Annotated in this window: 24 protein-coding genes and 1 pseudogene; 20 read left to right on the top strand and 5 right to left on the bottom strand. The window is 35.3% G+C overall.

What is annotated here, in order from left to right; translation table 11 throughout:
• The first annotated feature begins 97 nt into the window (after positions 1-97).
• Positions 98-1,894, top strand: a complete 1,797-nt coding sequence (gene lepA / locus BOQ64_RS16795; protein ID WP_065395526.1) for a translation elongation factor 4 — start codon at positions 98-100, stop codon at positions 1,892-1,894.
• A gap of 49 nt (positions 1,895-1,943) precedes the next feature.
• On the opposite strand, the gene BOQ64_RS16790 is transcribed toward lepA, so the two are convergent.
• Entirely contained in the window at positions 1,944-2,588 is a 645-nt protein-coding gene (locus BOQ64_RS16790) for a DUF1579 domain-containing protein (protein ID WP_129058893.1), read from the bottom strand.
• A gap of 141 nt (positions 2,589-2,729) precedes the next feature.
• Positions 2,730-3,485: a hypothetical protein gene (locus tag BOQ64_RS16785; RefSeq protein ID WP_129058892.1), complete on the bottom strand. Its 756-nt coding sequence runs from the start codon at positions 3,483-3,485 to the stop codon at positions 2,730-2,732.
• 55 nt (positions 3,486-3,540) lie between these two features.
• Here BOQ64_RS16785 and BOQ64_RS16780 point away from each other — a divergent pair, with 55 nt between their 5' ends.
• The 15 genes from BOQ64_RS16780 (at position 3,541) to BOQ64_RS16710 (ending at position 14,198) form a co-directional block, all read left to right on the top strand.
• Positions 3,541-4,239 carry an NUDIX hydrolase gene (locus BOQ64_RS16780; protein ID WP_129058891.1) on the top strand — a complete coding sequence of 233 codons (699 nt, stop codon included), beginning with the start codon at positions 3,541-3,543 and terminating at the stop codon, positions 4,237-4,239.
• A gap of 349 nt (positions 4,240-4,588) precedes the next feature.
• Positions 4,589-5,131, top strand: coding sequence for an NADAR family protein (locus tag BOQ64_RS16775; RefSeq protein WP_129058890.1), 543 nt, complete (start codon positions 4,589-4,591; stop codon positions 5,129-5,131).
• Between the two features lie 31 nt (positions 5,132-5,162).
• On the top strand, positions 5,163-5,708 hold the full coding sequence (locus tag BOQ64_RS16770; RefSeq protein ID WP_129058889.1) for a prolyl hydroxylase family protein: 546 nt from the start codon (positions 5,163-5,165) through the stop codon (positions 5,706-5,708).
• A gap of 72 nt (positions 5,709-5,780) precedes the next feature.
• Positions 5,781-6,116 (top strand): hypothetical protein, encoded by a 336-nt coding sequence (locus BOQ64_RS16765; RefSeq protein WP_129058888.1) that lies wholly within the window; start codon positions 5,781-5,783, stop codon positions 6,114-6,116.
• Positions 6,117-6,118: 2 nt separating this feature from the next.
• Entirely contained in the window at positions 6,119-6,973 is an 855-nt protein-coding gene (locus BOQ64_RS16760; protein ID WP_129058887.1) for a hypothetical protein, read from the top strand.
• 44 nt (positions 6,974-7,017) lie between these two features.
• Positions 7,018-8,088 (top strand): adenylosuccinate synthetase, encoded by a 1,071-nt coding sequence (locus BOQ64_RS16755; RefSeq protein WP_129058886.1) that lies wholly within the window; start codon positions 7,018-7,020, stop codon positions 8,086-8,088.
• A gap of 80 nt (positions 8,089-8,168) precedes the next feature.
• Positions 8,169-8,645 carry a macro domain-containing protein gene (locus BOQ64_RS16750; protein WP_129058885.1) on the top strand — a complete coding sequence of 159 codons (477 nt, stop codon included), beginning with the start codon at positions 8,169-8,171 and terminating at the stop codon, positions 8,643-8,645.
• 90 nt (positions 8,646-8,735) lie between these two features.
• The gene (locus BOQ64_RS16745; protein WP_129058884.1) at positions 8,736-9,164 is read left to right on the top strand and encodes an ADP-ribosylation/crystallin J1; all 429 of its coding nucleotides are present in this window, start codon (positions 8,736-8,738) and stop codon (positions 9,162-9,164) included.
• Positions 9,165-9,312: 148 nt separating this feature from the next.
• Positions 9,313-10,125 carry a TIGR02452 family protein gene (locus tag BOQ64_RS16740; RefSeq protein WP_129058883.1) on the top strand — a complete coding sequence of 271 codons (813 nt, stop codon included), beginning with the start codon at positions 9,313-9,315 and terminating at the stop codon, positions 10,123-10,125.
• A complete protein-coding gene (locus BOQ64_RS16735; protein ID WP_129058882.1) occupies positions 10,125-10,640 on the top strand; it encodes an O-acetyl-ADP-ribose deacetylase in 516 nt (171 codons plus the stop codon). Before BOQ64_RS16740 ends, BOQ64_RS16735 begins: the two co-directional genes overlap by 1 nt.
• 63 nt (positions 10,641-10,703) lie before the next feature.
• On the top strand, positions 10,704-11,390 hold the full coding sequence (locus BOQ64_RS16730) for a Sir2 family NAD-dependent protein deacetylase (protein WP_129058881.1): 687 nt from the start codon (positions 10,704-10,706) through the stop codon (positions 11,388-11,390).
• A complete protein-coding gene (locus BOQ64_RS16725; RefSeq protein WP_129058880.1) occupies positions 11,390-12,337 on the top strand; it encodes an ADP-ribosylglycohydrolase family protein in 948 nt (315 codons plus the stop codon). Before BOQ64_RS16730 ends, BOQ64_RS16725 begins: the two co-directional genes overlap by 1 nt.
• Positions 12,334-12,813 carry a hypothetical protein gene (locus BOQ64_RS16720; protein ID WP_129058879.1) on the top strand — a complete coding sequence of 160 codons (480 nt, stop codon included), beginning with the start codon at positions 12,334-12,336 and terminating at the stop codon, positions 12,811-12,813. The genes BOQ64_RS16725 and BOQ64_RS16720 overlap by 4 nt, the downstream gene beginning before the upstream one ends.
• A gap of 17 nt (positions 12,814-12,830) precedes the next feature.
• Positions 12,831-13,373, top strand: a complete 543-nt coding sequence (locus BOQ64_RS16715; protein ID WP_129058878.1) for an RNA 2'-phosphotransferase — start codon at positions 12,831-12,833, stop codon at positions 13,371-13,373.
• Between the two features lie 78 nt (positions 13,374-13,451).
• Positions 13,452-14,198 (top strand): metallophosphoesterase, encoded by a 747-nt coding sequence (locus tag BOQ64_RS16710; RefSeq protein WP_129058877.1) that lies wholly within the window; start codon positions 13,452-13,454, stop codon positions 14,196-14,198.
• 8 nt (positions 14,199-14,206) lie between these two features.
• On the opposite strand, the gene BOQ64_RS16705 is transcribed toward BOQ64_RS16710, so the two are convergent.
• Complete coding sequence (locus tag BOQ64_RS16705) at positions 14,207-14,761, bottom strand: SMI1/KNR4 family protein (protein WP_129058876.1); 555 nt, start codon at positions 14,759-14,761, stop codon at positions 14,207-14,209.
• Between the two features lie 126 nt (positions 14,762-14,887).
• Here BOQ64_RS16705 and BOQ64_RS16700 point away from each other — a divergent pair, with 126 nt between their 5' ends.
• Entirely contained in the window at positions 14,888-15,145 is a 258-nt protein-coding gene (locus BOQ64_RS16700) for a hypothetical protein (protein ID WP_129058875.1), read from the top strand.
• Between the two features lie 107 nt (positions 15,146-15,252).
• Positions 15,253-16,977, top strand: a complete 1,725-nt coding sequence (locus tag BOQ64_RS16695; RefSeq protein ID WP_129058874.1) for a hypothetical protein — start codon at positions 15,253-15,255, stop codon at positions 16,975-16,977.
• Positions 16,978-17,035: 58 nt separating this feature from the next.
• Here BOQ64_RS16695 and BOQ64_RS16690 read toward each other — a convergent pair whose 3' ends face one another.
• Positions 17,036-17,917, bottom strand: coding sequence for a cupin-like domain-containing protein (locus BOQ64_RS16690; protein WP_129058873.1), 882 nt, complete (start codon positions 17,915-17,917; stop codon positions 17,036-17,038).
• Positions 17,918-18,588: 671 nt separating this feature from the next.
• Between BOQ64_RS16690 and BOQ64_RS16685 the strand changes: the two are divergent.
• Positions 18,589-21,287, top strand: a pseudogene (locus BOQ64_RS16685) (hypothetical protein).
• A gap of 53 nt (positions 21,288-21,340) precedes the next feature.
• Here BOQ64_RS16685 and BOQ64_RS16680 read toward each other — a convergent pair.
• A complete protein-coding gene (locus tag BOQ64_RS16680; protein WP_129058871.1) occupies positions 21,341-21,838 on the bottom strand; it encodes a DinB family protein in 498 nt (165 codons plus the stop codon).
• 201 nt (positions 21,839-22,039) lie between these two features.
• Here BOQ64_RS16680 and BOQ64_RS16675 point away from each other — a divergent pair, with 201 nt between their 5' ends.
• Positions 22,040-22,939: a GLPGLI family protein gene (locus BOQ64_RS16675; RefSeq protein ID WP_129058870.1), complete on the top strand. Its 900-nt coding sequence runs from the start codon at positions 22,040-22,042 to the stop codon at positions 22,937-22,939.
• Positions 22,940-22,980: the final 41 nt, after the last annotated feature.

Below are 22,980 nucleotides of genomic sequence, written 5' to 3'. Positions count from 1 at the left end.
GTTCTTATCACTTATTTTAAATAAATTGATACAATAAGATGATGAAAGACAATAATCTCTCTCTTTTTTTTATCTTTGCAAATTACAAGATTCTTAAATGAAAAACATACGAAATTTTTGCATAATCGCTCATATCGACCATGGTAAAAGTACCCTGGCAGACCGTCTTTTGGAGTATACAAACACTGTTACTCAAAGAGAATTACAGTCTCAGACGCTGGATGATATGGATTTGGAAAAGGAACGTGGGATTACCATTAAATCTCACGCAATCCAGATGGATTATGAATATAAAGGAGAAAAATATATTCTAAACCTGATTGATACACCGGGACACGTAGACTTTTCTTATGAAGTTTCCCGTTCTATTGCTGCCTGTGAAGGAGCACTTCTTATTGTAGATGCAGCACAGAGTATTCAGGCTCAGACCATCAGTAATTTATATTTAGCATTGGAAAATGATTTAACAATCATTCCGATTCTGAATAAAATTGACCTTCCGTCTGCCAACCCTGAAGAAGTAACTGATGAGATTATGAATCTTATCGGATGTGAATATGAAGATGTATTGAGAGTTTCAGGAAAAACAGGAGAAGGTGTTCATAACCTGTTAGAGCAGATTGTTGAAAGAATTCCTGCACCAGTAGGAAATCCTGACGGTCCGCTTCAAGCTTTGATCTTTGACTCTGTTTACAACCCGTTCAGAGGAATTGAAGCTTACTTCAAAGTAGTCAACGGTAGCATCACTAAGAATGAGAAGATCAAATTCTTTGCAACTGGAAAAGAATATGGAGCAGATGAGGTAGGTACTCTAAAGCTGAAGCAGGTTCCAAAGAAAACCATTCAGTGTGGAGACGTAGGATATTTGGTTTCAGGGATTAAAGATGCCCGTGAAGTAAAAGTAGGAGATACCATTACTTCTTTTGATAAACCTGCAGATGGTCCGATTGATGGATTTGAAGAGGTAAAACCAATGGTATTCGCGGGTATTTATCCAATTGATTCTGAGGATTTTGAAGAATTAAGATTCTCTCTTGAAAAATTAAGACTGAATGATGCTTCTTTGGTTTTTGAACCGGAAAGTTCTGCAGCTCTTGGTTTCGGATTCCGTTGCGGATTCTTAGGAATGCTTCACATGGAAATTGTTCAGGAACGTTTGGACAGAGAATTCAATATGAACGTTATTACTACGGTACCTAACGTATCTTACTTCGGGTATACTAAAAAAGAACCTGAAGTTCCGATTTTGATTAACAACCCATCTGAAATGATGGATCCTTCCACAATGGATAGAGTAGAAGAACCTTTCATTAAGGCTTCTATCATTACAAAATCTGATTTTGTTGGAGCCGTAATGACTTTATGTATTGAGAAAAGAGGGGAGATCGTTAACCAGAGTTATTTAACATCTGAAAGAGTTGAATTAATTTTCAATATGCCTCTTGCAGAAGTTGTATTTGACTTCTATGACAGATTGAAATCAATCTCTAAAGGATATGCATCATTTGACTACCACCCAATCGGATTCAGAGCTTCCAAGCTTGTAAAAATGGATATCCTGATTAACGGTGATATGGTAGATGCTCTTTCATCTTTGATTCACGACAGTAATGCTTACTATATTGGTAAGAGAATGTGTGAAAAACTTCGTGAGCTGATTCCTAGACAACAGTTTGATATTGCTGTTCAGGCAGCTTTGGGAACGAAGGTTATTGCAAGAGAAACCATCAAAGCCTTAAGAAAAGACGTTACCGCAAAATGTTACGGAGGGGATATTTCCAGAAAGCGTAAGCTATTGGAAAAGCAGAAAGAAGGTAAGAAGAAAATGAAGCAGATCGGTAGAGTAGAAGTACCACAATCGGCGTTCATGGCTGTATTAAAGCTGAATGACTAATTCATTATAAAACAAAAACCGCTTCCATTAAGAAGCGGTTTTTTTATTTTTACTTTTTGCGGGTGAATTTTATTTCCATTGTTTTCATCTCCTTTCCTGTTTTAGGATTAGGTCCATACATTTCCAAAGTATGGTTATTATCGTCAGTAAACGTGTAAACTTCCCTTACTTCACATTCTTTTCCCGGTTGGCTTGGATCTGTCATCTTACCTTTAAAATTAATTGATTTTTTAGCTGGATCCCAGTCTCCTTCTGCACGCATTAAACCTGTTCCCATATTGTCTATCCATGTGCTTACAAATTTTTTCTTAGCGTTGTCATAACCCATAATACTCATGCCTTCAAAAGGCATTCCCATAAAATTTCCTTTGTAATTGCTTACCTGATAACGGCCTTCAAAGATCATTTTATTAGTACATTCAGATGTGCTGGTTGCTGCTTTTCCACTGTCGTCCATCCACATACTGGTTGCACCCGTCCAGTTACCGTCAAATTTGGCCAGCATTTTATGCATGTCACCCGGAGTTGCAAATTCCATCCAGGCTTTTGTGGCAGCAGCAGAATCTACAGGCTTCCATTCAGAAGCAACAGTGCCGGAGTCTTTCTTATCTGATGTCTCAGAGGCTGTGGTTTTTCCTTTGTCACATGATGTAAGTAAAAAACCAATAGTGATGATTGCTAGTAAATTTTTCATAAATATTTAATTTTAAGTTGGTTATAATAATAACTTAAAGATATGAACTTTTATTACTAGTAAAATATTTTTATGATAGTATATCCTTAATAAAAATCAAAATTAAATCAAACCAATCCCTTTCTTTAAAGGGCACAGTTTTTATTTTACTTCGCCATACCTTCTTTGCTCTTTGAGTATATTTTTATCATAATTCATCATAAATGATTCAGAAGAACTATCGAACAGCGTGACTTTAAATTTCCCCCGGTCATTTCCTGTGAGATAATTAACTGAAAATATCATGATTTCATTAGGTTCAAATTCCCAGTAATGCATACCCCAACCGGTTCCGCAAATAAGGGCATTGTCATTCCATATCATTTGCCATTTTTGTTTATCGTCAAGTATAGCAAGTGGTAGATTTTTAAGGTCAGGAAGTATTAATTTCCGATTTGAAATATTCTTGATAAATACAGGAAAGGCTTTATATTTTTTAAGAGTTCCTGTTTCTGAATTGTATGCATATTTAGGGATAGTGTCATTGGGTTTGATGACAATTTTGACATTATTTTCAGATAAAGAATCAAAATTAACTGATGTTTTAGAAAACTTCATTCTTTCAAAATCTCCATGAAAATATGCAGTATTATGGATAGGATTGTTTTCAACTTCTGTACCGGGCGGAGGTGGAGGAGCAGGTATCATTGAACTGTAATATTTTACTTTCACGTTGGAAGGATCTTTGCCAATGTATATTAATCCAGTTTCTGTTTCTCCTATTCCTTCGTTAAACTTTTGGTAAGTTAGCTTCTCATTTTTTTCATGGTCTAAAATGATGGAATCTGCAAATGACGCTTCTTTTTTACATGAGAATAGTCCAAGGATAAGACTGAAGTAAAGCAGCTTTTTTATCATTTAGTAAAAATACTAAATATTTATTCATAGCTTTGCGTATTCGTAACGCAAATATATTTATGGAGTCTCCAAAAAATTACAGGATATCAAAGTAGCGGTAGATGCCGTTATCTTTGGATATTTCGATAAAAAAGATCTTCAAATCCTTCTCATTAAAAGAAATATAGAACCTTTTAAAGGGGGGTGGGCGCTTCCGGGAGGACTAGTTTTGGATGATGAAAATCTGGATGATGCCGTAAAAAGAGAACTTCATGAAGAGGCAGGCATAAAACCTGATTTTTTAGAACAGCTCTATACATTTGGTAACGTAGGCCGCGATCCAAGAAACAGAGTGGTTTCTGTGGCTTATTTGGGCCTTGTAAACCCATCTTACCATGAACTTTTTGCAGACTCCGATGCTGATGATGCTCAATGGTTCAGTGTAAATCAACTCCCTTTGGTTGCTTTTGATCACAAAAATATTATTGATATTGCCTTAAAAAGGCTTCGCACCAAAATTCAATACCAGCCAATTGGCTTTAATCTTCTTAATGAAGAATTTCCTTTTTCTGACCTTGAAAACTTATACAAAACAATTGTAGGACAGGAAATAGACCGCAGAAACTTCCGTAAAAAGATTATGAGCTACGGATTACTTAATGAAACCAATAATGTCAAAAAAGAGGGAAGCGGAAGGCCTGGAAAACTTTTTACCTTTAATCAGGAAAAATATAAAGAGTTGGAAGAGCAAGGATTCTATTTCGAAATCAAATAGGTTTTAACCACAAATGACACAAATATTTTTCACGAATAATCACAAATTTATATGCTACTAGGATAGTAAAACTTTTGTTAAAATATTTTATATGCAAATGACATCCAAAAAATACATTCAATAGAAACGGGCTTTAGCCCGTTTTTTTATGAACAAAAATTCCAATGGCTTTAGCCGAAACCTAATACGTTAGTGTCGCTTGTGCTAAATATTCGTGTTATTTGTTGTTTATAATAATTAGATTTTGTATCTGATAATCAGTGTATTATATACATTAGTGTAAAATTAACACAAATAAATTTGGAAAATAAATTGATATTGCGCTACATTTGCGTAGAAATAACACAATATGAAATACACCATACAAAATATCAAAAACAGATTTCAGAAAAAAGAAAGGATAAAGTTTTTATTTTTCTGGGGACACACGGTTAAGGATGAAATTACAAAATCATGTTTTAGTCAATGGTTTACAGGACATTTTGAAGAAAATGGAATTGTTTACAAAACAGCAGAACATTATATGATGGCTGGTAAAGCAAGATTATTTAATGATGCTGAAATTTTAGAAAAAATATTAAAAGCAGCCAGCCCTAATCAGGTGAAAGCCTTAGGAAGAAAAGTAAAAAACTTTGATCCGAAACTTTGGGATGAACATAAATATGAGATTGTAAAACAGGGAAATCTTTTAAAGTTCTCACAAAATAAGAAATACAAAGACTTTCTTTTATCAACTGGGGATAAGATCCTGGTGGAAGCCAGTCCTTATGATACCATTTGGGGAATTGGAATGCTGGAAACAGATTTAAGAGCAGAAAATCCTTTATTATGGAATGGAAAAAACCTTTTAGGATTTGCTTTAATGGAAGTTCGGGATGAATTAAGAGGGTAAAAACACAACAACCAGTCACAGAATATTAATCATGGAAAAAACAGATCTACATCCGCAGATATTTCTGATTGAGGATTTTCTCTCAGAAGCTGAATGTGACGAATACATTGCCTTATCAGAGGGAAAAACCTTTGAAGAAGCCAAGATCAATGTTGGGGGACGCCAGATGATGAGTAAAGGAATCAGAAACAATGATAGGTTGATGATTTTCGATAATAATCTTGCTGAAGACCTTTTCAAAAGAGTATCCGAATTTCTTCCACAGGAACATGAAAACTACAGCCTTTTGAACTTTAATGAAATGTTCAGAGTGTATAAATATTCTCCCGGGCAGCAATTCAAAATGCATCGTGACGGAAGCTATATCAGAAATGAAAAAGAAAAAAGTTTCTATACATTTTTAATCTATCTGAATGATGATTTTGACGGCGGAGAAACAGAATTTGAAAACCTATTTACAGTAGCTCCTAAAAAGGGTACAGCCTTAGTTTTTTATCATCCTTTACGACATGAAGGTAAAACACTGATAAGTGGACTAAAATATGTTTTAAGAACTGATGTAATGTATTCCTGTTAAAATGAATGCAGGAATGATGCATAACTATGCTCTTTTTAATTAGCGTAATAATAACACAAAAAATGATCAGCTATGGAAGATGAATTAAAACCAAGATTTGTCGAATCATTACAGAGAAACAATGATCAGATCAGAGAAGACCGTGCGCGAACGATCGGAGACGATTCAGAATTGATCTACAGGCGCAAGGTAGAAGACATCGAGTTGAAAATAAAAAGACTCGAGCGTGAGCAGGAAGGACTTATTGACATCAGTCCTTTGGACAGAAACAGTTTGACTTTTGCGGATTTTAATCCCGAAGCATTCGTTCAGAAAGACATGGAATTATCATTAACAATCAGAAATCTAAATATTCAGCTAGAAGTTACTCAAAAGAGATTTGAATATTTATTTGGAAAAACATTTTAGTCATGGGAAGTACAAGATACGATATAGATGCTCGTTATGACAGAGCAAGCAAAGCAGGTTACAAAACAAAATCCGCAGCAGAAATCTTCACACAGAATGCCAAAAGACAGGCACATCCATCAATGATTCCTCAGGGAATTTCTTTCAGGGAATCCAGAGATTCTGAAGTACATCCTAATTCAGTTCCTATTATTCTGGGATTGGATGTTACGGGAAGTATGGGCCATATTCCTCATGAGCTTATCAGAGAAGGCTTACCAAAGCTGATGGGTGGGATTATTCAAAGTGGAGTTCCAGATCCTGCACTGCTTTTCTTGGGAATAGGTGATCATGAATGCGACAGCTATCCACTTCAGGTAGGACAGTTTGAGTCTGGAGATGAAGAATTAGATATGTGGCTTACCAGAACTTATATTGAATCCGGAGGCGGTGGAAATGCTGGTGAAAGTTATCTTTTAGCATGGTATTTTGCTGCTTTCCATACCAGAACAGATGCTTTTGAAAAAAGAAACCAGAAAGGATTATTGTTTACAGTAGGAGACGAACCTTGCCTGAATGTACTTCCAGCATCGGCCATCAGGGAAATTATGGGTTCAGGACAGCAAACTTATACTCATTATGAGCTGTTGGAAGAAGCAAAAAAAAGATATGAAGTGTATCACATCAGTGTGTTACATTCCGATCAGGCTGTAAGAGCAGACAGAGGCTGGAAAGAGTTGCTGGGGCAGAATTGTATATCAATAGAAGATCACAGAGCTATTCCGGAAGTAATCAAAAGGATTATCTGTGAAAAGTTTAAAGATAAAACTTTTGGAACACCAAATCTGGACGGATTAGATAACGTACAGATGCTTTAGATCACCAATTTGCCGGCAGGGCAATAATTTTAAAAATGTCAGACATGAAAAAGGCGCAGATAGTTATAGGATTAAGTTTCGGAGATGAAGGAAAGGGAATTACTACAGATTTTCTGGCTCAGCAAAACCCTGAGTCTGTGGTGATCCGGTTTTCAGGAGGACAGCAGGCGGCCCATACTGTAATGATCGATGATAGAAAGCACGTTCATTCCAGTTTTGCAAGCGGAGCGCTTCGTGGATTACCATCTTATTTTACGGAACATTGCACGATTCATCCTCAATTTCTATTCAATGAAAGAGAAGAGTTAAAAGCAAAACACGGAAATACAGAGTTTCACATTCATCCTTTAGCCAAGGTAACCACGCCTTTTGATGTCTGGCAAAACAGGAACAGTTCCAAAAATCTGGAACACGGAACCTGCGGAAAAGGAGTAGGAGCCACCATGAAAAGAAATGAAAGCCCTTATAAGCTATTCGCGATTGATCTTATCGCACCAAAAGAAATGTTGGTAGAAAAGTTAAAAGGAATTGCTTATTACTACGGTTTTATGGATGAAGATGAGATTAATGAACAGATTAATCCTTTTTTAGAAGTTATTGAGCAAATAGATTGGAGGATTGATGATTACAGCTATCTGAATTCATTTGAAAACCTCATTTTTGAAGGCAGCCAGGGAATTTTATTAGATATGGATCATGGTGTTTTTCCGAATGTGACCTATGCTCATACCACCTCAAAAAATGCATATGAGGTCTGTAAAAAACTTCAAATTGAAGATATTGAGATGTTTTATGTGACCAGAAGCTATGCAACACGCCACGGAAATGGTTGGATGAGCAATGAAAAAGAGTTGATGCTGAAAAATAATGAAGAAGAAACCTGTACCTTTAATGAATACCAAAAAGACCTAAGGTTTGGTGATTTAGATTATAAGCTTCTGAATTATGCCTTAAAGCTGGATGGAGCGTATATCAATTCAACAAAAAAGAATTTAGTGGTAACCTGCCTGGATCAGATAGATGAGGAGTTTAAATTTGATAAACTGGAAATAAAATTTGATTCCATTTTCGGATCTTATTCTCCTTATTCAAAAGATTTTAAAAGACTGATTTAATACTGAATACAGAGGTTTTATCTTATATTTAGGGTTGGAATACAATGATGAGGTAAATAATGCATTTTGAAAAAGAAACAATGAAAACGATACACTATTTAAAAGGAGATGCTACGGTTCCACAGGCAAAAGGAATAAAAATCATTGCTCATATCTGTAACGATCTGGGAGGTTGGGGAAAAGGTTTTGTATTGGCAGTTTCCAAAAGGTGGAAAGAACCGGAGAAAGAATACAGAAACTGGCACCGTTTCAGAAGTGAAAATAATTTTGGATTGGGTGAAATTCAGATCATTCAGGTTGAAAAATACATCTATGTAGCCAATATGATCGGCCAGAAGGGAATGAAAACCGGAAGTAATGGAGTTCCCGTTCGCTATGAAGCCATTGAAAAATGTCTGGAAACATTAGCCAAAGAAGCCATAGAACTCGATGCAAGCATTCATATGCCGAGAATTGGATGCGGATTGGCTGGCGGAAAATGGGAACATATAGAACCTATCATAGAAAGAACCTTACTGAATAAAAATGTTGAGGTATATGTCTATGATTTTGATTAATTAATGACGAAAGAATTTGAATAGAAAAAATATATTCGCTGTCCTGTGAGATTGCTCAAAGGATAGGATCAGGAAATTAAAATGAACAAAATGAAAACAACAAGATTGTACAGACCGGTAGGAGAGAAGGAAATGGTTCTTATTATTGAGAACGGATACAAAAAATTTCCGCCAAGACTGGAATGGCAACCCATCTTTTATCCGGTACTGGATGAAGACTATGCCTCAGAAATTGCTGAGAAATGGAATACCAGAGATGAGTTTGGAAATTATCTTGGTTTTGTAACCCGTTTTGATGTTTCAGAGGAAGCAGCCAATCAATATCCGGCACAGAATGTAGGCGCCAGAAACCATAATGAGTTGTGGGTCCCTTCTGAAGAGCTGGATGCATTCAATCAAGCCATTGTAGGTAACATAGAAGTTATCAGAGTATTTGTAGGAAACGACTTTAAAGGATCTGCAAATACGGAAATAGAAAGCCTGGTGAATGCTTTAAAAATAACCACCACGAATCTTTAAGATTGTAAAAACATTCGTGCATTCGTGGTGAAAAAAAGAATTAAATGATAATGCCACGAATGCACGAATACAATACACAGTGTGATTACAATGAGTTTTTGAAATGATGTATTTGCTAAAAAATTCGTGGCCAAAAACAAAAAGAATCATGACCAATAAAGGAATGGCAAAAGATACATTAGATATCCTGGCCAGAAAATATTATATCAATACAGACAACGAAAAAATAGATATAGCGAAAGAGCTGGAAATCAGTAAAAAAGAAACCGCTCTTTTCACTCCGGAACAACTTGCTGAATTAACTGTTGCTCCACTGCCTGAAACTCATTTTGAAACTCAATTTGAAACCTGGCGTTGCAGCTCTCTAAAAGCTATTTTAGAATTAGCAGCAGAAGAAGATCAGGAAAAGACCATGTGTCTGAATTTTGCATCAGCAAAAAATCCGGGTGGTGGATTCATCAATGGAGCAGAAGCACAGGAAGAAAGCCTAGCAAGAACTTCCGCATTATATGAAACCCTGTTGATGGCAGACGATTATTACACGACACACCGTAATATGACCTCTTGTTTTTATACAGATACTATGATTTACAGCCCCAAAGTTCCTGTTTTCAGGAAAGATAAAGGAGAATTATTATCCAAACCGGTGATGTGTAATTTCATTACTTCAGCAGCGGTGAATGCAGGCGTGGTAAAACGTCAGGAACCACAAAGAGAGAAAGAGATTTTGGGAGCAATGGATATCAGAACAGATAAAATGCTTGCATTAGCCTTACACCAGGGAAATGAAACCTTAATCTTAGGAGCTTGGGGTTGTGGAGTATTCAAAAATGATCCGAAAGAAATTGCGGGTCTATTCAAAAAATATCTTCAGGGAAAATATAAGAACAAATTTAAAAGAGTGGTTTTTGCAGTGCTTACTAAGAAAGAAGAAATGCTGATGCCATTTGAAGAAATATAATGAAAATTGAGATTATAAAAGGAGACATCACAAAAGTTCAAGCTGATGCTATTGTCAACGCAGCTAATTCTTCCTTATTAGGTGGAGGTGGTGTAGATGGAGCCATACATCGTGCAGGTGGATCTCAGATTCTGGAAGAATGCAGAGCGATCAGAAACAGGCAGGGTAAATGTAATACAGGAGAAGCAGTAGTAACAACAGCAGGAAATCTTCCTACACAATATGTTATCCATACTGTAGGACCAGTCTGGAATGGAGATGAAGAAAAAAGCTCAAAACTTTTGTCAAATTGTTATAAAAACTCTTTACAGCTGGCAGAAGATCTTGGTGTTAAAACAATAGCATTTCCTAATATCAGCACAGGAGTTTATAGGTTTCCGAAAGAACTTGTAGGAAAAATAGCGGTTGATGAGGTGAGAAACTTTCACTCAGATATTCTAGAGAAAGTTATTTTTGTCTGTTTCGATGAAGAGAATGAAGAAATTTATAAAAAGCTTTTAAATTCACCCTTTTAGAATCAATTAAATTCGTGCATTAGTGGCTAAAAACACAGTGTACAAAACAAAAATTTAAAACCAATGAAAAAACTAACCATATTAAGCGGAGCAGGAATCAGTGCCGAAAGCGGAATAAAAACCTTCAGAGATGGAGATGGCTTGTGGGAAAATCATAATATCACCGATGTAGCAAGTCCGGAAGGATGGAAAAAAGATAGAGCTCTGGTATTGGAATTTTATAACCAGAGAAGACGTCAGCTGCATGAAGTAGAACCTAACGAAGCGCACCAACTTTTGGCAGAACTGGAAAAATATTTTGATGTTCAGATCATTACCCAAAACATTGATGATCTGCATGAAAGGGCCGGTTCCACTAAGATCCTTCATATCCATGGAGAATTGTTCAAATCATGTTCCTGCAACAATAAAAGGCTGATCTATGAACAGAAAGATGACATCAATATAGGAGATAAAGCTGAAGATGGTGCCCAGTTGAGACCCTTTATCGTTTGGTTTGGGGAAGACGTTCCTTTATATCATGATGCCAGAGAAATGGTAAAAGATTCAGATATCTTACTGGTAATTGGAACCTCCTTACGAGTATATCCTGCATCGGTATTAATCGATGACATCAAGGATGACTGCCTTTTAATCGTAATCAATCCTAATGAAACAGGCTTTGGCTATGGAGAAAGAGCAGTAGTGATGAAAGAAACCGCCACACAGGGAATGAAGCTTTTATTTGATAAACTGGTAGATCTTGCCTAATGGAAAATAAAGTAAAGGCAGGGATTATGGGAGTTTGCATCGGTGATGCCCTTGGAGTTCCTGTAGAGTTTAAAGATAGAGATTATCTGAAAAGATTTCCTGTTACAGAAATGCAGGAATTCGGATCACATAATCAGCCCAAAGGTACCTGGAGTGATGACAGTTCTTTAACACTCTGCCTTGCTGAGATACTTACAAAAGGCTATAATCTGGAAAAAATAGGACAAAGCTTTGTAAAATGGGTAAGATATGGTCATTGGACTGCTCACGGAAGGCTTTTCGATATTGGAGGAACTACCCGGGAAGCCATTGCAAGATTAATTAAAGGAGAGAGCGCCCGATTTTCAGGAAATATTTTTGAAGAAGATAATGGAAACGGATCTTTGATGAGAATTCTTCCTTTGGCTTTTTATTTAAAAGATGAAGAAAATATTGAAAACATTTATCGATCGGTAAAGGAAGTCTCCACGATTACTCATGGTCATTTCCGTTCTGTTTTTGCTTGTTTTATTTATGTAATTTTTACAATTCAACTAATAAAAGGAAAGAATAAAACGGAAGCATACACGTATATGCAAAATTTGTCTTTGGAATATGCAGAAAAACAATGGTTTAGCTTAAGCGAAGTAGAGCTCTTTCATAGGGTTTTAAAAAATGATATTTCAGGTTATCCAGAAGATGAAATAAGAGGAAGTGGTTATGTTCTTCATAGCTTGGAAGCCTCTTTATGGTGCTTTTTAAACTCAGAAAGTTATTCAGAAGCTGTATTGAAAGCGGTAAATCTTGGCGAAGATACCGACACAACAGGAGCTATTACCGGGGGATTGGCAGGAATTTATTATGGATTTGAAAATATTCCCCAGCAATGGATTGACGATTTGGTAAGAAAAGATGATATTGAAAATCTATGTGAAAAATTAAACAATAAATACCCAATCAACCAATGAAATCTTTCCTAAAAGCCCTTGCCGATATGTTTTCCAAATATGCTCCTGAGAAGGATATTCAGAATTACCCTTTGAAGAAATATAAAGGAAGAATTGAAATCAATAAAGCATTGGAAATAGGAAACTGCAATGTTCATTATTCACCGGATTATGCATTTGAGACACCGGTTGAATTGTTGAATATTGTAAAGGAAAAGACCTTACTTTGGATAGACAATCAAAATAGTCTGCTGGGTATTTCAGATCAAAAGAGAACTTTATTAATTCCTCTGAATAAAATCAATGGAATAGAAATTCAAAATATGTTGAAAGGAAGAGGACCCGCTGAAGCTTGTTTATGGGTTTATCTGTATGAGAAATCATTTGTGACGCTTTCGGCAACACCGGAAATTTATTATTTTGATCAATATGCAGATGCCATTAATAAAACAACAGGATTTACAGTCACTTTTTCCCCGGAATTTTATAATGCTTAATGAAAACACAAAAAACAATGAACGAAATAGAAACAAAAAGAATAAGTAAATTTTTAAGCCTCATTTTGAGACACCAACCCGAAACGATCGGGTTAAAACTTGATGAAAACGGATGGGCAGATGTAGAAGAGCTGAGAGCAAAATCAGCGAAAAAAAGAGTGCATTTTTCTCTGGAAGAATTAGATGAGGTGGTGGAAACCAATAATAAAAAGAGATTTGCCTTTAATGAAGATAAAACAAAGATCAGAGCCAGCCAGGGACATTCTATTGATATAGATTTAGCCTTGAAAGCTATACAACCTCCCGATTTCTTGTATCATGGAACGGCGGAAGCTAATATTTCTTCCATTTTAGAAAAAGGAATTGAAAAAAGAACCCGCCAGCATGTACACTTGAGCGCTGATAAAGAGACTGCTACAAAGGTTGGAATGAGACACGGAAAACCTACAATCCTGACCATCAGAACAGGAAAAATGTATGAAGAAGGAGTTGAATTCTTCCAATCAGCTAACGGAGTGTGGCTTACAGAGTTTGTAGACCCGAAATATATTTCAAAGTGATAAAAACAGAAGTGTTGCACTAAAAAAAGCCATTATTTTAAAGATAATGGCTTATCTTTTCACTAACTAAAACATGAAATGAACAGAACATTAGTAATAGGAGATATTCACGGCGGATCCAAAGCATTGCAGCAGGTACTTGAAAGAGCAGAGGTTACCCCGAATGACAAATTAATTTTTCTTGGAGATTATGTAGACGGTTGGAGTGAGTCTTCCCAAGTCATTCAGTCTTTAATAGAACTTTCGGAAAAGCAGGACTGTATTTTCATCAAAGGAAATCATGATGTCTGGTGTGAAGACTGGTTAGCACGCGGAGAAGGACCTGGTGTCTGGCTTTCCAATGGTGGAAAAAGTACGGTAGATAGCTATGAAAACTATTCTCAGGAAGATCAGGAGCTGCATCTTGAGTTTTTCCAGCGTATGAAAAGTTATCACGTTGACGATCAGAACCGTTTGTTCATTCATGCCGGATATTCTTCAATGCATGGTCCGGAAAAAGAAGTATATTCCAGCAATTACCGTTGGGACAGAACCCTTTGGGAAACAGCTGTAGCCATGGATAAAAATCTGGAAAAACATTCTGTATTCTATCCTAAACGACTGCTTCTTTATAAGGAAATATTTATCGGACATACTCCAACATTATACATCGGAAGTAAAACACCAACCAATAAAGCCAATATCTGGAATATGGATACAGGAGCAGCCTTTACAGGAGCTTTATCCATCATGGATATTGAGACCAATGAATTCTGGCAAAGCGATCTGCTTCCATCCTTATATCCTAACGAAAAAGGGAGAAATGGAGATATGATGAACAAATAATATACACCTTATAACGTTTCCTGTCCTTTAGTTTCGACAGCTTTAATAACCCATTCTTCAAAACTTCGCCATGAATTTAACTCATCCGAAATTTCTGAATATTCAGAAATCGGATATTCGTGACAAAAAACATCATAGTTTTTCTCATCATTTCTGGTAGTACAAAATCCCATCCAGTCTCCCATAGAACAATGGGAACCAATCATGATAAATTGATCATTGACTTGTTCTTCCGCATCCTCAATTTCCTGCTTAACAAGAGCATTATACTCTTGTAATTCAGCTAAATTATAGATTTGGAAACAGGGTGAAAATTCACCTATTAAAAACTGTCCGCTTCCAATTTCAGCCAGGAAATGATAATAGGATTCGGGAAGCAAATGTTGGGTAAAAGCTTTTATTTCTTCCACTTCTTCGTTGGAAAGTGGTTGAATATTAAACTTTAAGATTTCTGATTCTACGATTTGTTTACCATCTTTCCATTGAAGGGTTTCAATAACCACTTCGTTTTTTAAAATCCATTCTTTCAATTGGTGTAAAGCATTGATAAATTCTGTCTTCATTATTTAAACTGTATAATCTGGCTAATGAGAATTAGCTGTACTCACTTTTCAAACTTAGTGATTTTCCTCTTTTCTTACAGTATTTTATATCCCTAAAACCAGCTATATTTGTAAAAACTGTATTCTATGAAGAAAAATATTTATGAAGCATTAAGCAACGAAGAGCTGATTAAAAAAAGAAATACACTCAAAGGAGTTTCCATTGGCTTCGGAGTTATTTTTGCCTTGGGAATTATCGCTTTCATTGTACTTCTGGTCATCAAAGGAGCTAAAGGGTTTCCTTTTGTGGCATTCACTCCGTTCATTGTAATGCCTGTAACGATGATGCCACTACTCATCAATTTAAATCTGGTGAATAAAGAAATAAAATCAAGAAACATTTAACTTGATTAGAATTGAATAAAAAGAAGAGAAAATAATATATTGATCTCTATTTTGTTTTTTTGACAGGATCTTATTGACTAATTTTAAATCCCGAAAATATGTTAATAATGAAACTGAAATACCTGCTGCTTATTCTAAGCTCATCCCTGTTTTTTGGGCAAAAAACATTTCAGACTCCTTTTGAAAAAGGAAATGGTAACCAAACCGTTACCTATGATGAAATGAACACCTATTATCAGGATCTGGTTAAAAACTTTAATACCATTCAATATCTTAAAAAAGGAGAAGATGATAACGGAAAACCGATCTATGTAGTTGTTTACAATCCCTTTCCTGAAAAGAATATTGAAAAACTGAGAAAAGATAAAGCTATTCTCTTTGTCAACAACGGAATTCACCCAGGGGAACCGGATGGCATTGATGCCACCATGATGCTGATGAGGGATTTAGCTACTAAGAAGATAAAACCGCCGCAAAACTTTATCATTGCTGCTATTTCAGCCTACAATATCAGCGGAATGCTGAACAGAGGCTCCCATTCAAGAGCCAATCAGAATGGTCCGGAACAGTACGGGTTCAGAGGAAATGCAAGGAACTATGACCTGAACAGAGACTTTATTAAAGCTGACACTAAAAATGCGAGAAGCTTCCAGGAAATCTATCAATGGCTAAAACCAGATGTCTTTATTGATAACCACGTTAGTAACGGAGCTGATTATCAGTATACTTTTACTTATATCTCAACCTTTAAAGAACGCTTAGGAAATATATTAGGGAACTACTTTTACAATGATTATCAGGCTAAAAACCTTGATGATATGAAGAAATTAGGCTACGAGAGTACGCCTTACGTGAATATTCACGGTGATATTCCTGAGGTTGGTTTTGCATCATTCGAGGATTCTCCGAGATATTCTACAGGTTATACCACTTTGTTTAATTCTTTAGGAACCGTTCCTGAGACCCATATGCTGAAACCTTATGATAAAAGAGTAGATGCTACCTACAAATACATGTTGGTGAATCTGCAAAATCTGGATAAAGATTATCAGAAAATAAAACAGCTTCGTATAGAAAATCTTAAGCAGTATCAGGCTGGGAAGCAATACGGAATCCGCTGGAAAATTGATTCTACAAAGTATACAACCATGGATTTTAAAGGCTATGAAGGCAACTATAAGCCAAGTGAAATCTCCGGGAAGCCAAGACTGTATTATGACAGAAACAAGCCTTTTACAAAGAATATAAAGCTTTTTACCACAGCGGTTCCTACAGGATATATTACCATTCCTAAATACTATGTGATCCCACAATCACAATACAGAGTTCTTGAGGAATTTAGAAGAAATGGTATTCAGATGAAATCCATTCAGAAAGATAGTACTATTGCCGTAGAATCTTATAAAATCAAAGACTTTAAAACCGTAAAAAACCCTTATGAAGGACATTATGTGCACTATGAAACTACAGTAGATGCCACCAAAAGAGAGCAGAAATTTGCAGCAGGAGACTATATTGTTTCTACTAATCAACCCGGGGTTAAATATATTATAGAAACCCTTGAACCTGAAGCATTAGACTCTTTTTTTAACTGGAACTTCTTTGATGGTATTCTGGCTCAGAAAGAATATTATTCAGCTTACATCTTTGAAGATACTGCTGCAGAACTGTTGAAGAAAGATTCAAAACTGAAAGAAGCTTTTGAAACAGCAAAAAAATCAGACAAAAAGCTATCAGAAGATGGTAATGCCCAGTTAGATTGGGTGTACAGGCATTCTCCTTATTTTGAAGAAAAAACTTTCAGACAGTATCCTGTATTTAGAGTTTTATAACTGCTTGAAAATAAATAGTTAAGCTAAAAAAGACGTTTCATTGAAACGTCTTTTTTATTTATCTTGGTAAGCCTCTTTTTAAAGCTACTTCAGCTCTTTTAACAGCCATTTTCTCTTTCCAGTCCATGTATTTCTTTTTGAAATTAGACTTCATAATGTCGTCAAATTTACGCTGTACTGTAAGATTCCATAAAGAATGTGCCTTTACTGCCCATGATTTATCCCAGGCTCTTAATGAGATTGAGAAAGATCCATCAAGGTATTTCATCCAGTGCCACCATCCTGTAGGCATAAATAAAGTGTCACCATGTTCCAAGAAACATTCAATACCTTCTACGCCATCTAGTGCAGGGAACTTTGTGAAATCAGGATTCTCAATATCATAATCTTCCAGAGCATAAGTTGCATAAGGAATCTGGTACAATCTTTCACGCCACTTATAATCGAAAAGAAGAACATGCTTTCTTCCGTTGAAATGAGTGTGGAAAATGTGCGCCATGTCGATATCGAAATGCAGAAATGTTACGGATCCTTTTCCTCCGAAGAACATATTCGGATATTTATCAAGGAAACCACCCATCAATTCTTTAGGAGAAATATAATCTTCCAGAAGTTTCGGAGCGTATTTTATCGGGTCAAAAAGGAAAATTCTAAGATCAGTAGGCTCTCTCTGAATAAGATCTATATAATCACCGAATTTCATTTGGGCTGCAGAAGCATTGATGGGAGCAGAAGGATCTGCTTTTGAGCTGTCATATAACGGGACCTCCACATCTCCTACAACCTCCTTCATATATTCCATCGTCCATTTTTGGTAAGCAGGCCACTTTTTTGCCATATTCTTGATGACAACGGGCCTTCTTGGCTTTAGATATTTTTCGAAGAATTCCTCTTTAGAAATATCATCTACAACATCTATAGGCTTTAAAATAATTCCCATTTTGTAAATTTTATGTTACAAAATTATTAAATAAATATTTATGAACCAGCGTTTAATTTTTTTTAATCAATGATTCAATTTATTTTATATTATTTAGTCTAAATAAAAAATATAAAACTTTGCGATTGTTTACCCAACCTCTTCTTTTCTTAAGAATATGTATGTAAAATACCCTGCAAAAGAATTACAGGGCAAAAACACAAAATAGATGAATAAAAATCCATTCTTACACGAAGGTATTGCTTTTATTTCACAGTTGTTTTTTTTGGAAAGTTTATAATTTAAAGAATAATAGATAGTTATATTGTTTTAATTCAATGATGAGGGAAATGATTTTAAATTTTATTTTTGAAAGAAGTTCTCATAAGAATATTTTTTATCTGAAAAAAAGGTTCATTTTTTGAAATTTATTTTTAATCGATTGATTATAAATGGATTAATTTTTTAATTATTCAATAGGTCAGTGATTTTAAATACTGAAAACTTATATTTTGTTTTCTCTTAATCAAATAGAAAAGTATAATTTTTAAACAATTAGTGAGGAATCTTGAGAAAGCACACATAATAACTATTTTTATAGTGATAGGATTTAACTTTTTGCTTAAAAATATATCTTTAAAAAAAGTGTAACGAAAAACTACAATGATTAACTAATTATTCAAATAACGAATATGAAAAAAAATATTTCCTTATTTCTGATGCTCTTTATAGCGGTATTTACCTTTGCACAGAAAACAATTTCCGGAAAAATTACAGATGATGACGGGGTAGCCATACCAAGTGCAAGTGTAACCATTGAAGAACCCGGGAAAGATGCTATTCTTGCTTATGGAATTACCAACTCCAAAGGAGAGTATAAAGTAACCTTTACCTCTTCGGAATCTAATGTAGATCTTAAAGTAAAAGCTTTTAATCAAAAACCGCTTACAAAACAGATCAACAACAGTGATCAGACCCTGAATTTTAAAATGCAGTCTGAAGCCACAGAAATTAAGGAAGTACAGCTGAAAACCAAAATGATCACCGCAAGAGGGGATACCATTTCCTATGATCTTAAGGCATTTAACAGTAAAAATGACAGAACCCTGGCCGATGTAATGAGGAAAATCCCCGGGATTGAAGTTAATACAGATGGCACCATTCTCTATCAGGGGAATGCAATCAATAAGTTCTACGTTAATGGTAAAGACCTTATGGAAGGTGGTTATGGAACCATCAACAACTCACTTCCAAAAGATGCTGTACAAAAAGTGGAAGTTCTTGAAAACCATCAGCCGGTGAAGATTCTTCAAGATAAAGTGCCTTCAGATCAGGCGGCTATCAATATTAAACTTAAGAACTCTGTCACGATGACCGGTCGTGGTGAAGTAGGAACAGGTTTTGGTGAACCATGGCTTTGGAATGTAAAATTGACTCCTATGTTTTTCGGGCAGAAAAGCCAATGGGTAGTTAATTACAAAACCAATAATATGGGCGAGCAGGTGGAAAATGAGGGAAATATTCTGGCATTCGGAAGCGGATGGGAAGGGAAAAGATCCAATATATCCCAGAATAACTGGCTAAATGTTGAAAATGCTGAAACACCTAATCTTCCTGTAAAGAGATACTTATTGAACAGCGTACATTATCTTTCAGCTAATTATCTTACCAATATTGACAAGAAAAAAGAATGGGAGTTAAAGGCCAATGCCAATTATACAAATAATGCTGTAGAAAGAGAGTCAAATACATTAACAAGGGATATTCAACAGGGAACGCAGTTTAATACAAGATTTCTGAATAATTTTTATACCGATAAGTTAAAAGGAGAATTGATATTTACTAAAAATGCCAAAAAGGGATTTTTTAAAAATACCACTACATTTTCTCAGTTTTGGAACGCAGACAGGGCTTTGGCAGAAAGAGGCGGTTTAATTGGAAATGAAGCATTACAGTCACCTACTTCTTCATTTCAGAACTCCCTGAGTACCATTATTCCCTGGAAAGAAAAAATGGTTAATTTTAAATCATATATCAGCTATCAAAATGATAAACAGGTATTGGAAATTTCTCCGGCTAATTATTTACAGTTTCCTTATAGAGAATCAGCTGATGATCCGTTTACAACAATTAAATTTACACCTGGAAGTACCGCTTTACAAAGCTTTAAAATTAAGAGCTTAGATACTTCACATTCTGCGAATATAAGTTTTACAACAAAAGGATGGACTTTCACTCCACAAGTTGGAATTGACTTTTCCACAGATAAGTTAACCACCAATTTTGATGCAGTTACAGTGGATAACAAACCTGATTTCAATACTCTGGCTTACGAAAATAATTTAAAATTCACAAAAGTTAATCCAACTGCTTCTCTGGGAATTAATTATAAATCTGATGCATGGAGCTTATTTTCGAGTTTTCCGGTAAATTTTAACAGTATTAAAGCTGAAGATGCTTTCAGAAATGTTTCAAAATCTTTAAATAAAGTAACATTTACCCCTAATATTTTCGCTCAATATTCTTTTGCCTCTTTCTTTAAAGCAAGTGTAAGTGGGGGGATAAATAATAATTTTGGAGATATTCAGACAGCCTATGCCGGATATATTTTAACCAGCCCGGGAGGGTTTAGTGTAATGGACCCTAAAAATCCAATCCCTCAGACTACTACAAAAACTGGAGGAGTAAGGCTGGAATACAGGAACCCACTGAATAATCTTTTCTTTAATGTAGGTTACAGATTAAGTGATGCTAAAAATAACTTATTAGCTTCAAGTATAGTCAACCAGTCAGGGTTTAGTGTTATTGAATACATTGAACGTGAAAATAAAAGGACAAATAATAGCTATTATGCAGAAATTGGGAAATATTTTCCAAGTTTTAAAACCAATGCTTCATTTTCCTATAATAATGCAGTATCAAAATCACAGATGAAAAGGAATAATGATTTAATTGATACCAAAACAGAAGGAAATACGCTTGGTTTCAAGTTTAATAATACCTATTTCTCCTGGATGAGTGTAGATTTCAATATGACAAAGTCATGGAATAAACAATCTAATATTTATACTATAGGAAACTTAGGAAAAAGTGAAAGTTACAGTCATAACTTAAATGTATTCTTCTATCCTTGGAAAGTCATACTATTGGTTTCTATTGGGATCAGATTAATTCGAAGCTTGGAGATACAAAGTTCAACAATGGATTTTTTGATGTATCCTATCAGTTCAGCTGGACTAAGAAAAAAGTTGATTTCGAACTGAAGTGGATGAATATAGCAGACAGAAAAGTATTTGAAAGAGTAAGCGTAAAAGATGCAACTATTGAGCAGACAACAATGCAGCTCCGTCCTAGCCAAGTCATGTTTACCGTAAAATTCAACTTTAAATAATACAAAAAACCAATCCGAACGGATTGGTTTTTGTTGAGATATATAGCAATTGATTAAAAAGCCTGATGATCAGCAGAAGGGCCATAACTTCCAGGTAAAGGAATGTTATTAATCCTGTAATAAACTCCTAATTGTGCTCTGTGATGAGTAATTTGGTTCAGAGCATGACGAATAGATTCATATTTAGACCATTTTGCCAGTTCTTCACCATTGTTTTTCAATGCCCAGCTCGCTGTAAGATCGCTCTCTTGGGCTTTTTCCAGTGCTTCTTTCCCTGATTTAAAATTCTGATCCAGAGTTTTAAGAAGATCTTCTCTGGTAGAAAGTTGCTTGGGCTGATAATCCCCGCTGGCAAAATCAAGTTCTGAAGTGCTGAGCATGGTATTGGGCCACTCAAAGATTTCTGCAATATGAGTGGCAAGAGGTAGCATTTTCATACTTTTTTCATGAGGGGCATAGTCATTTTTTTCGTCAGGATAAGTTTCAAAGAATTTTCTGGTCGTCTGGTATTCAGCTTCCAGCTCATTTTTAAATTGTGATAAAGTATCCATAATATTTTGTTTTTGAGAGAATTAAAGTTAAAACTTTTAAAACTGAAAATGTTTTAAGAGAATCATAATTTTTCAATACAAGAAATAATTGGGTAGTTAATATTTGCTTCCATTCCCTTTGCTTTCATACCATCTTAAAAAAAATGAAAAAAAACTGTAACAAACTTTCAAAAGTGATTACTAATTATTAAAACTTGAGGAATGAAAAAGCTATTTTCAATTTTTCTTATCACTCTTTTTGCCTTTGCGAATGCTCAGGATACTAAAGAAACGGCTAACCGCTTCTTTTATGAGCTAACCTTTAAGCCCAAAAAGGATTCTGCCAAGCTGGATAAGCTGATTACGATTTTGGATATTACTCCAAAAAAATCTATTTATCAGGATTATACCATTCCTTCACAGGATTCCATTATCAAGGTGGCGGTAGAGGAAATGGAAAAAGCAAAAACCTGGAAAGATATTTCAAAGCTCATCAGAATGCCTAAGTTCGCTTACAAGATTGTAAAAACGTATCCGGAAATGAAAGAGCAGTATATTGATAGAGTAAGCATGAATTTATTTGGATATGATGATCCCATTAAATTTACCTGGAATATTCAGCCGGAAAAGCAGAAAATAGGAGAATACAATACTCAGAAAGCAACTACAGAATATGGTGGCAGAAAATGGACAGCATGGTTCAGCTCAGATATTCCTTTTCAGGATGGTCCGTATAAATTTTATGGACTTCCAGGCTTAATTGTTAAGATTGAAGATGATGAAAAGAACTACTCATGGATGTTGAGTGGTAATAAAAAGATAGCAAATTATGATGAGCTATCCTATTCAGATAAGATCAATGCTAAATATGGTATTTCCAATACCGTAACACCTACTACAAAAGAGAAATTTGAGAAAGCCTACGCAAGCTTTAAACAGGACCCTATGGCAGAAATCCGTCAAAGAGTGTCTCCGGAAATGATGAATATGAAAATGCCGGGATCTGATGTAACCATTGGTGATGCCCTTAAAAGACAGGAAAAAATGACCAAGGATTATTTTAATGCCAACGATAATCCAATTGAAAAAGAACAGCCTTCTTCAGATAAAAAGAAAAAATAAGCTTCATATCAACTAAATTATATTCCGAATCAACCCAGGTA

This window comes from Chryseobacterium sp. CH25 (genome assembly GCF_004119455.1).
Lineage (GTDB): Bacteria > Bacteroidota > Bacteroidia > Flavobacteriales > Weeksellaceae > Chryseobacterium.
Note: the sequence above shows the minus strand (reverse complement) of the source record. Positions and strands in the feature narration are given on the sequence as shown.

Bases quoted from the DNA above. Each gene is read 5' to 3' on its own strand.
- lepA (WP_065395526.1), top strand. From the start codon at position 98: ATGAAAAACATACGAAATTTTTGCATAATCGCTCATATCGACCATGGT.
- BOQ64_RS16790 (WP_129058893.1), bottom strand. From the start codon at position 2,588: ATGAAAAATTTACTAGCAATCATCACTATTGGTTTTTTACTTACATCA.
- BOQ64_RS16785 (WP_129058892.1), bottom strand. From the start codon at position 3,485: ATGATAAAAAAGCTGCTTTACTTCAGTCTTATCCTTGGACTATTCTCA.
- BOQ64_RS16775 (WP_129058890.1), top strand. From the start codon at position 4,589: ATGAAATACACCATACAAAATATCAAAAACAGATTTCAGAAAAAAGAA.
- BOQ64_RS16770 (WP_129058889.1), top strand. From the start codon at position 5,163: ATGGAAAAAACAGATCTACATCCGCAGATATTTCTGATTGAGGATTTT.
- BOQ64_RS16765 (WP_129058888.1), top strand. From the start codon at position 5,781: ATGGAAGATGAATTAAAACCAAGATTTGTCGAATCATTACAGAGAAAC.
- BOQ64_RS16760 (WP_129058887.1), top strand. From the start codon at position 6,119: ATGGGAAGTACAAGATACGATATAGATGCTCGTTATGACAGAGCAAGC.
- BOQ64_RS16755 (WP_129058886.1), top strand. From the start codon at position 7,018: ATGAAAAAGGCGCAGATAGTTATAGGATTAAGTTTCGGAGATGAAGGA.
- BOQ64_RS16750 (WP_129058885.1), top strand. From the start codon at position 8,169: ATGAAAACGATACACTATTTAAAAGGAGATGCTACGGTTCCACAGGCA.
- BOQ64_RS16745 (WP_129058884.1), top strand. From the start codon at position 8,736: ATGAAAACAACAAGATTGTACAGACCGGTAGGAGAGAAGGAAATGGTT.
- BOQ64_RS16740 (WP_129058883.1), top strand. From the start codon at position 9,313: ATGACCAATAAAGGAATGGCAAAAGATACATTAGATATCCTGGCCAGA.
- BOQ64_RS16735 (WP_129058882.1), top strand. From the start codon at position 10,125: ATGAAAATTGAGATTATAAAAGGAGACATCACAAAAGTTCAAGCTGAT.
- BOQ64_RS16730 (WP_129058881.1), top strand. From the start codon at position 10,704: ATGAAAAAACTAACCATATTAAGCGGAGCAGGAATCAGTGCCGAAAGC.
- BOQ64_RS16725 (WP_129058880.1), top strand. From the start codon at position 11,390: ATGGAAAATAAAGTAAAGGCAGGGATTATGGGAGTTTGCATCGGTGAT.
- BOQ64_RS16720 (WP_129058879.1), top strand. From the start codon at position 12,334: ATGAAATCTTTCCTAAAAGCCCTTGCCGATATGTTTTCCAAATATGCT.
- BOQ64_RS16715 (WP_129058878.1), top strand. From the start codon at position 12,831: ATGAACGAAATAGAAACAAAAAGAATAAGTAAATTTTTAAGCCTCATT.
- BOQ64_RS16710 (WP_129058877.1), top strand. From the start codon at position 13,452: ATGAACAGAACATTAGTAATAGGAGATATTCACGGCGGATCCAAAGCA.
- BOQ64_RS16705 (WP_129058876.1), bottom strand. From the start codon at position 14,761: ATGAAGACAGAATTTATCAATGCTTTACACCAATTGAAAGAATGGATT.
- BOQ64_RS16700 (WP_129058875.1), top strand. From the start codon at position 14,888: ATGAAGAAAAATATTTATGAAGCATTAAGCAACGAAGAGCTGATTAAA.
- BOQ64_RS16695 (WP_129058874.1), top strand. From the start codon at position 15,253: ATGAAACTGAAATACCTGCTGCTTATTCTAAGCTCATCCCTGTTTTTT.
- BOQ64_RS16690 (WP_129058873.1), bottom strand. From the start codon at position 17,917: ATGGGAATTATTTTAAAGCCTATAGATGTTGTAGATGATATTTCTAAA.
- BOQ64_RS16680 (WP_129058871.1), bottom strand. From the start codon at position 21,838: ATGGATACTTTATCACAATTTAAAAATGAGCTGGAAGCTGAATACCAG.
- BOQ64_RS16675 (WP_129058870.1), top strand. From the start codon at position 22,040: ATGAAAAAGCTATTTTCAATTTTTCTTATCACTCTTTTTGCCTTTGCG.